Raw genomic sequence first — 9,199 nt, 5'->3', positions numbered from 1 at the left:
ATATCAATTGAAGGTGATGAAAAGGATTTTTACGCGCCTTGGATGATGGATATATTATGGGAAAAAAAATGCCCATAAGAAAAGCACCTTAGGGTACTTTTTTAATGTCTAACACATACCCGCTTCGGCGGGTTTTTTAATGCCTGAAATTTAGAGGTCATCATGGCTGGAAAAGAACTTACATTTAAACTGGTAATAGATGCTGATACTAAAGACTTTGTATCTAATGTTCAGCAGTCTGAAAAAACCGCAAAAGCCCTCTTTGATGCGATAAAAATAGAATCAGATAAACTTAAGACCACATCTGAAGAAACAGCAAAAGAAGTCGGTAAAATTGTACCAGATGACCTCCAAAAGAAAGCTGATCAGGCTAAGGGTAAGCTGAGTGAAGTGTCTCAAGCTGCTGGCGAACTACAAGGTCAAGCTATTCAGGCAGCCGGCAAGATTGATGGCCTAGGCAATGAGCTTCAAGACACAGCAAATAAGGCCAATAAGGCTGGCTTTGAAATCGGTGGTGCCATTCCTGGTGATGCTGTTCAGTTAGCAGAAATGCTGGGTAATAAGTTCTTCTCTGCTGCAAAAGAAATTGAATCCCTGGGCGATAAGTCGACTATCAGCGCTGGTGAACTCCGTGCAATGTCGAGTGCGGGTGAGCAGGGCCTTAATGAGCTGAATTTAGCACTTAAGGCAGCTCAGGCTGAATTGGTTCGTCTACAAAGCACTGATGGCACTCTGCAAGATATTGAAATTGCCAAACAGCGTGTTCTGAGTATTCAAGACGCCATCAATGAAGCCTCCAGTGCCTTCAATTATTATCAAGGTGTAGCGATCAATGCCATGAAGGGCGTGGATGGTGCTACTCAATCAGCTATTAACCAGGTACAACGCTTTAGCGCCGTAGATCTAACCGGGGTAGTAGGTGAAGCACAGACTGCTACCCGTGCAATTGAAAGTATGGGTGACGGCGCAAGTCTTAGCACCAAAGAAATTGAGCGTATTGGCAGCATTGGCACCAATAGCATTAATGCCCTAGAGCGTGAATTACTGACAGCAAGAAATGCATTTTCGGCACTAGAGCAAAGCAGTGAAGCTGTAACACTTAATGAGATTAAGGCAGCTGGTGACAAGGTTAAAGGTCTTGAGCAAGCAGTAGATCTGACTAAATCAGCCTTCTCCGAATTTAATGTAAAAGCCACCACTGCAATGCAGGGCGTTTCCACAAGCACAGATAAGGCATCCGGTAGTGCCAAGCAAGCCGGACATGCAATTTATGAAGCATTAGGCATTAAACCGCCGTCCGTGATTAATGATGCTATTGCCGATCTGACCAGGAAGCTCGAAAACTTTAAAGCCAATAGTAAATTGCCGGCTGAAGAAGTAGAGCGTGTAACCAAGATCACCGAACAGCAAATCGAAAAGCTTAAAAGTGAATTAAATGGTGTTGAGCCTGCTGCTCAAAAGGCAAATTCTGGAGTTTCTGTTTTCTCTAGAGGCATGGATGGCGCTAAGTTTGCTGTAACTGCACTGGTGGGGGCATTAGCTACAATTGGTGTTGGTTTGGGGCTTCGAGAGCTTGCCCAGGCGGCTGACTCTTATACTAATCTTTCAGCTCGAATCAACATCGCAACCAGTGATGGCGGTAACTTCCAGCAAGCAATGGCTGGGGTGCATCAGGTTGCGCTGATGACCAACTCAAGTCTGGATGCCACCGCTGGTCTATTTACGAAAGTGAATGATACCGGTAAGCAGATGGGGATGACCCAACAGCAAAGTCTTGATCTGGTCAAAACCATTAACATGGCCATTCAGACTGGCGGTGGATCAGCAGCTGCAGCTGATGCAGCAATTACCCAGTTTACACAAGCGCTGCAATCAGGCGTTTTACGTGGTGATGAGTTCAACTCCATTATGGAGCAGGCACCTGGCATCTCAAAAGCATTGGCTCAGTCTTTAGGTGTGACTACCGGTGAACTGCGCAATATGGCCGAGAATGGTGAACTGTCAGCGGAAAAAGTCATCAAGGCACTACAAAGCCAATCCGCTGCAATTGAAGCGGACTATGCCAAATTCCCTACAACTATTGGTAATGCGCTACAGAAGATTTCTACCCAGTGGCAGATTCTAATCGGGGAAATGGATCAGGCTAATGGATCGAGTGCTACTGTAGCGAAAGCGCTGTCCACAATTGCCGATAACCTTGGAATCCTGAAGTTATTCTTTGATGATGTAGCTGAGGGGGTTGGATACTTTACTTCAAAATTTGACGATATAGATCCAAGTACCTTAAACGCATTAAGAGACACACTTACTCAAGTTTATGAAAATATTAAGCTGAATATTAAGTATGTTGCTGATTTTGGTGAAACTGCCTGGAGTGCATTTACAAGTGCATTGGATGCAGTCTCGCCGTTATTTAATGCACTGATAGGTGGTGGGGAGGATGTAAACGGATTTACAACCTTCCTTAATATGCTGCGTATGGCGATGGCTGCCGTAAGTGATGCCAGTTTTGGGTTAAATGTTGGCCTTAAGATTCTACTATCTTCTGTCCAGTTTCTGGCAGGAGGGGTATACAGCTTAGCTTCGGCAACCTTGAAGTACGTACCATTTATGGGTGATCTGGCAGATGAGGCTGAAAAAGCTTCAGATCGCATGTTTGCTCAAGCTGAAAAGAATATGCAGGGAGCTATCCAGCTTAGTACTGAGCATAAATGGGCTGTAGTTGAAACCTACGAGGATATACGAAAAACTCAAAAGGAGAAAAATGAGGAAGCTGTAGCCGATAGCACTGCAACCTTTGCTGATTTGGTTAAGCAAAATCAAGAATTTTCCCAAAAATCCAAAGATTTGGCTGGCGAACGTGCGGCCATCGATGCGCAGTTAAACCAAGCTCGCAAGGATGGCAATCAGTCGACCATTGATGCAATTATCCAAAAATCTAATGAGCTCGAGAGTCGTGAAAAGGAGCACGCTACCAATAAAGCCGCATTAGATAAGGATATGCTGGCTTCTGCTCAGGATTATGCCGAGGCTGCTATCAAAGCCAATGGCGGTGTCATGGACGGCGTGATGCAGGCCGATCTATTAACCCAAGGCTACATCGTTACTATGGATGAAGCTGGCAAGGTTAGTGTTCAGGCGAGTCAGAGTGCAGAGCAGGCTGCCGAAAGTGCCGCTAAAAAGGAAGAAGCTCTAAGGCTGGCCAAGGAAAATGTTAAGAAAGCCGATGAGGAGTATCTTGCATACCAGAAACAGGCCGCCGTTGAACGTGCGCTTCTAGAACAACAGATTGAGCAAGCCAAGAAGACTGGCGATCTAAATGCCTTAGCCTCCGCCCAAGCATCCATTAATGCCATTAATACCAAAGAAGCAGAGCTGGCCAATAATCGTAATTTACGGATAGCTGAACTCAATAAAGCTAATGCTGGATCTGGCCAAGTGGCGGAAACAGCTTATTCAAGAGCATCTGCCGCTGCCAAGCTGTTTGGCGTGGATCTGGATGTTTCGCTAAATAAAGTTTCTAAGTCTTTTTCTAGTTCTGGAAACGAACTGGATGGACTTAAGACTAAGTTGGGTGAGGCAGGGTATACCGGTAAACAGGCTGGTGATGTTCTTTACCAAGCATGGGAAGAGTGGCTTAGTAAGGCGAAAAGTCAAGCTGAGATTGATGCGGCAAATGCCAAGATGCGTGAGTTTGAAGCGCAGGGTGTGTTCTCAACCAAGCAGGTTGAATTGGGTATTGTTGCAATAAAGAGAGCCACCTCTGAACTACCTGATGTCTTGGATGAAACAGGAAGGGCTTTCGAGCGGCTTGGCATTAAAACCAAAGAGCAACTTCGATTGTCAGCTCAAATGGCATTGGCTGATTTTGAAACAGTACGCCAGAGTGGCCAGGCTACTCAAGCGGATCTTCAAAAGGCTTATGAAAAGACAATTCAGCTGGCGTATGCCTCGGGTGATGCTCAAAGTATTGCTGCAGCAAATGCCAAAGCTGCCTCACTAGGCTTATCGATCCAGGTAAGTGAAACCGGCCAAGTTTCAGTAAAAGCCAATAATGCTGTAGAAGAAAGCTTACACCGTGTTCGCAATGCCACAGGTAATGCTGGTGATGGCTTTGATGATCTCGGCCGTAGGGGTGTTAGAGCAGGTAATGATACTACTGAAGCATGGGAAGAAGCTCGCAAAGCAACGGAAGCAGCTATGGCTTCTCAGGGCAAGATGAAGGCATCCAAAACCGGAACAACCGCTAAACACGGGCTTTCTGTTGAAGAAATTGAACAGAGGCTTAAGGATATTGGTTATGAAGGTGATACCAAGCAAAAAGCCAAAGAGCTCTTCCAAGATGCTGAACCAGTGGCGGGTGGTTATTACAAATCTGCTTCCAATGAGTGGGTGAAGAGAAAGTATGGGACCACTGCCTACGACAACCAAAAGGCCCTTGGTAATGCGATGTATGTTATGGAGCAGATCGAGCGGCTGGAGCAATATGTTGGTAAGAATGGTAGATCAACCGGATTTAGCAGCCTGAATGACTACGCGCCGTCGATCCCTTCCGTACCATCAACTAAAGACTATGGTAAGGGTGGTGATAGTGTGAATTACAACATTCAATTCGGAGGTCAAACCCTATCCCTTACAGGCGATGCAAGCCAAAAGGATGTGATGACCAGCCTTGTAAACCAATTAAAAGGTATAGCGAAATCAACATGAAATTAATCCGCTTAAGCACATCCGAAACCGTCCCATTAGAGGACGGTTTTTTATGGCCTGATGAATTTTCATGGAAGGCTATTGAGCAGAATCAGGCCTATACGATGGATGGCTCTCTGATCATTCAGGAAGGCAAAAAGAAGTCGGGTCGACCAATCACCTTACAACCAGCAGATCCGCAAATGGGCTGGATCAAGCTGCGTGAACTACGGACTGTTTTGGAATGGTCGAAACTGCAGGAAGAAAATTTCAAACTGCAGTTTGAACAACCACACGACAACCGACAATTCACCGTCAAATTTAATCACCAGGATGGGGCCTTAGAGGCTGCTCCGGTAAGAGGGATTCCAGCGGTATCACTGGATGATTATTTTAATGTGACTTTACGCTTTACGGAGTTAAACGATGGCGATTGAAACTAAGGATTTAGTAATTTACAAGTCTGAACGCTTGACTGATAACTCGGATGGCGGTGGTAAATATTCTGGTGTTGTAGTGCAGGATGGCATTAGTAATAACCTGTTCAATGATGTGTCTGAGATGGATCGCACCATGGGTGATGTATCCATGCGCAAGGTCTTTCCTGCAGTCACTACTGAGGACACTGATTTATTAATGGGTGCAACAGTCTTTGTGTCTGAACTACCTAAAGACCCAAACGTATCGGCACTGCTATTTAGCACCAAGAACTGGACAGATGAACGCCAGTCGGCACAGAACCGGGTGGAAAACTACCTAGCAAAAGGCGGCCAGATCGCAGGTACACCACTGGACACCCACTGGAAAGGTATGTCATCGCTGCAGGTGGCCATGTTTCCGCAAGAAACTGAATCATCCGTTGGGGATACGGTTGTCCTGATCAGTGATGAAGGTGAGGTATTAGAGCGTGAGCAGTACGTACGAATCACAAAAGTTGAGACTCGCACTGCCATTATGGTAGTGGATGGCAAAAACGTGGAATACAAGATTGCCACTTACTCATTAAATGATGCTTTGGAAATTGATTTTGTTGGTTTGTCTGCTCGGCAGTGGTACAACGGTGAGAAATCCAAGACCATTATTCGTGACACACTTGTGGCTGATACCGGCCTGTATTACTCATCGACAGCACTGGCATCTGATGCAAACGTGGGTGAGTTCACAGTCAATGCTAAAAGTATCTTTGCACAGCTGATTCCATCTGCCCAGACTGAAACTCCGATCATTGATGTAAACGCTGCAGGTGAAAGTGTAGTTCTGGTGGCGGGTAATGAAGGCACCATCACGGTTAACTATCCCGGTATGACTATTGGAGTGAGCCAAAACCTGTATATCGGCTCTGCGGTTATTCCATCTAGCGTGGCTTTCACGTTGCAGGGGCAGCAGATTACCGATCAGGGTGGATTGCTTAAAAATACTCAAGGCACTCAGGTTGGTACGATTGATTATCAGCGTGGTTTGATTCAGTGGACTGCGGCAGCGCCAGCCGGCACCTCAAGTTTGAATATTACGTTCAAGCCAGCCGCTGCACCGAATCAGTATTACCAGAGTCACGCCATTCCGGTGACTCAAAATAACCAAAGCACCAACTGGACCGGAGTTTTAATTCCAATTCCTGCACCTGGTGCACTTTCGATTTCATACATGTCGCAGGGCAAGTTCTATGAGCTTAAAGATGATGGTTCAGGTCAGTTAAAGGCTGCTAGTCCATCTTTTGGTTCAGGCATGATCAACTATGAAACTGGCTCATGGTTATTAACGACTGGTGCGCTACCGGATGTAGACACACCAATTCTACTGAACTGGGGCACACCGATTATCACTTTTGTACGATCCAATCTAAGTGTGGAAAAAGCTGCATTTGAGTTTGATTTGGGTCGACCGGGTGTATTGCCGGGTATCACCATCAATTGGACGCTAGAAGGTGAGGCGAAAACTGCAACATCAAATGCTCAAGGCAAGTTTACTGGAGATGCTACAGGTGAAATCAACTATGCCACCGGTATAGGCAAGATTATTCCAAACAAGCTGCCACAGAAAGGCACAGTCTTTTCGGTGATTTATAACTATGGATCCTCACTTGAGCAGACCAAGATGGATGTTGCTCCTGTAAATCAAAAGCTGACCTTTACCATTGGTACAGGACCAGCAATTCAGCCAAATAGTGTTGAGTTAAAAATTCCACTTCACAGCAGTGAGGGGATTTCAGGGTCTGTAACCCTGACAGATGTGCCGGTGAATGCAACTATGGGTAATCTAGTGAATAGCCGCGGTCAAGTGCAAGGCACCATTATCTATGCCACTGGCGCAGTTGAAGTCACACCAAAAAGTTCAGCGAGCAGATTTGTGCAAACCTTTACACCTATGGCTACCTATGCGGCTGCCTAGCGAGGAAATATGTCTTTTTATTCTCCACAAACGTCAGGTATTCAAGGCGAACAGGTTGAGCTGAAGGCCTTTAATGCTGTTGATGTACAAGTTAAATATCGTGACACATCAGGTTCCAATTCGGCAACCCACACCGTGACGGCAAACAAGCTCAAACTGGATTTATCCTCCGGTTTTGATGAGCAGATCCTCACGGGCTCAGCCCGCTTTAAAGTGGGTGTCGATACCTTTTTGGACCGTACTGGCTTGCTGTATCGCAATGTGAATCCGGCCAATAACAGCGGGATTCAGTCAGGTGTTATTCAATATGGCACCGGTATTGTTGAAATCGACTCATGGACACCGAATGCAGATAACACGATTACTCTGGAATCCTTAACCACCACCACCGACCTGTTACCGGTCAACAAGATCAGTTTCAGAACGCCAATCATGCCGATCCGGCCACAGTCTTTAACTGTTGTTGTAGGTACCATTGAATTTGGTCAGCTCACATTAACTGCCGATGAAAATGGCGTGATTGAAACCAGCCGGGCGCATGGGCAGGTGAACTGGGATAATGGCTTTGTGACGATCTACTTCTACACCAAAACCAAAATCACAGAAGCCAACCGTGCGGAGATTGAGGCAAGCGACTGGTATGACCCGCTGCTAGAATACCAAGAAGGAGTGGATACCTATATCAATGTTCCGGTCTGGGTGGATGCTTCATCTGTGCGTTATAACGCGGTGGCTTATACCTATATCCCGCTAGATTCAGAGATCTTAGGTTTATCTGCCACACGTTTGCCGATTGATGGCCGGGTGCCGATCTTTCGCGTGGGTGGCATTAGTATTGTCAGCTCAAGCAAAGCGCAAGAGCTGCCCAGTGCAATTGCAGGTACCACATACGATCTGAATGATCAGCGCATTTCATGGGCGGAACTTGAAGATGCCAACGGAACGAAAGTAGCCTTCGATTTGTACACAGTTGATTATGATTATGGCCGCGTGACATTGGGCGGTGACTTCGTACTGGGTAATCTGGTTGCACCACTGACAGTAAAATACCGCTATCAGGATATGGGGCTGATCCGTGACGTACAGATCAATGGTCAGTTAACCTTTACCAAGCCTTTAACCCATAACTATGATGCAGTGGATACCATAATCGGTTCTGCTTTGGTCATTGGTGACATGCAGGCGCGATATACCCGTAAGTTTGTGCAAGGCTCATGGAGTGGTACCTGGAGTGATGAGCCGGTTGGTGCAACTATCCCGGCAAATTATAATGATGCTTTATATCCAATACAGATCACCAATAAGGGCGCGATTCAGGAACGTTGGTATATCCAGTTTACCGATGCACAATCATTCCGCTGTATTGGTGAATATTCCGGCCAGATCGGTACTGGTACCACCAATGCAGACTACGCACCGATCAACCCGGTCACTGGCGTGCCATACTTCACAATTAAAAAAGAAGGGTGGGGAGCAGGTTGGGCCAATGGTAATGTCCTGCGATTCAATACAGTAGCAGCAAACTTTCCGGTCTGGGTGATTCGTACAGTGAAACAGTCAGAGCCAGCAGTATTGTCAGACCAGTTCCAGATCATGCTACGTGGCGATATTGACCGCGTTATTTAAAATTTAAATCAAATATGGCCGCTTTATGCGGTCTTTTTTATGGATAAATAAAAATGGTCGCAAGTACAGATATCAAATTTTATGTGCATACCAATAACAATGCACCACAACTGCAAAATGCTTATGGCTCGATGATTAATGTGCTGGATGCTTGTCTGATCAATGGTATCAATATTGGCACAGTGTCATCCCTTACAGCATCAGGCACCACGGTCACTGCATTATTCAGCTCTTCACATAATTTAATGCAGTATCAAGTGATTAAAATTACAGGTGCCAGCCAACCGGAATTTAATGGTGAGCATCGAATTTTAACTGTGCCGAATGCACAAAGTGTCACGTTTGAACTTGCGGCAGTACCAAGTGCAACGACTGCAACAGGCACAATCACAGCGTCATTTCCGCCACTTGGGTGGGAAAAACCGTTCTCAAGCATCAACCCGAATGGTGGTGGTAAAGCAGCCTATCGCTCTAAAAATCTACTTTTGCCAAGCAG

Annotated in this window: 4 protein-coding genes and 1 pseudogene; all 5 read left to right on the top strand. The window is 45.9% G+C overall.

What is annotated here, in order from left to right; genetic code table 11:
* Positions 1-162: 162 nt before the first annotated feature.
* Entirely contained in the window at positions 163-4,710 is a 4,548-nt protein-coding gene (locus tag ACIG3F_RS15815) for a tape measure protein (RefSeq protein ID WP_396470512.1), read from the top strand.
* On the top strand, positions 4,707-5,126 hold the full coding sequence (locus ACIG3F_RS15810) for a hypothetical protein (protein WP_396470511.1): 420 nt from the start codon (positions 4,707-4,709) through the stop codon (positions 5,124-5,126). The genes ACIG3F_RS15815 and ACIG3F_RS15810 overlap by 4 nt, the downstream gene beginning before the upstream one ends.
* Positions 5,116-7,077: a hypothetical protein gene (locus ACIG3F_RS15805; protein WP_396470510.1), complete on the top strand. Its 1,962-nt coding sequence runs from the start codon at positions 5,116-5,118 to the stop codon at positions 7,075-7,077. Before ACIG3F_RS15810 ends, ACIG3F_RS15805 begins: the two co-directional genes overlap by 11 nt.
* 9 nt (positions 7,078-7,086) lie before the next feature.
* Positions 7,087-8,703 (top strand): hypothetical protein, encoded by a 1,617-nt coding sequence (locus tag ACIG3F_RS15800; protein WP_396470509.1) that lies wholly within the window; start codon positions 7,087-7,089, stop codon positions 8,701-8,703.
* 53 nt (positions 8,704-8,756) lie between these two features.
* Positions 8,757-9,199 (top strand): annotated as a pseudogene (locus tag ACIG3F_RS15795) (hypothetical protein); the annotation flags it as partial.

The organism is Acinetobacter sp. NPDC052428, from assembly GCF_044547685.1.
Lineage (GTDB): Bacteria > Pseudomonadota > Gammaproteobacteria > Pseudomonadales > Moraxellaceae > Acinetobacter > Acinetobacter lwoffii_G.
This window is presented reverse-complemented; position numbering and strand designations above follow the sequence as displayed.

Coding starts and splice junctions, on each gene's coding strand:
- ACIG3F_RS15810 (WP_396470511.1), top strand. CDS start 4,707: ATGAAATTAATCCGCTTAAGCACATCCGAAACCGTCCCATTAGAGGAC.
- ACIG3F_RS15805 (WP_396470510.1), top strand. CDS start 5,116: ATGGCGATTGAAACTAAGGATTTAGTAATTTACAAGTCTGAACGCTTG.
- ACIG3F_RS15800 (WP_396470509.1), top strand. CDS start 7,087: ATGTCTTTTTATTCTCCACAAACGTCAGGTATTCAAGGCGAACAGGTT.
- ACIG3F_RS15815 (WP_396470512.1), top strand. CDS start 163: ATGGCTGGAAAAGAACTTACATTTAAACTGGTAATAGATGCTGATACT.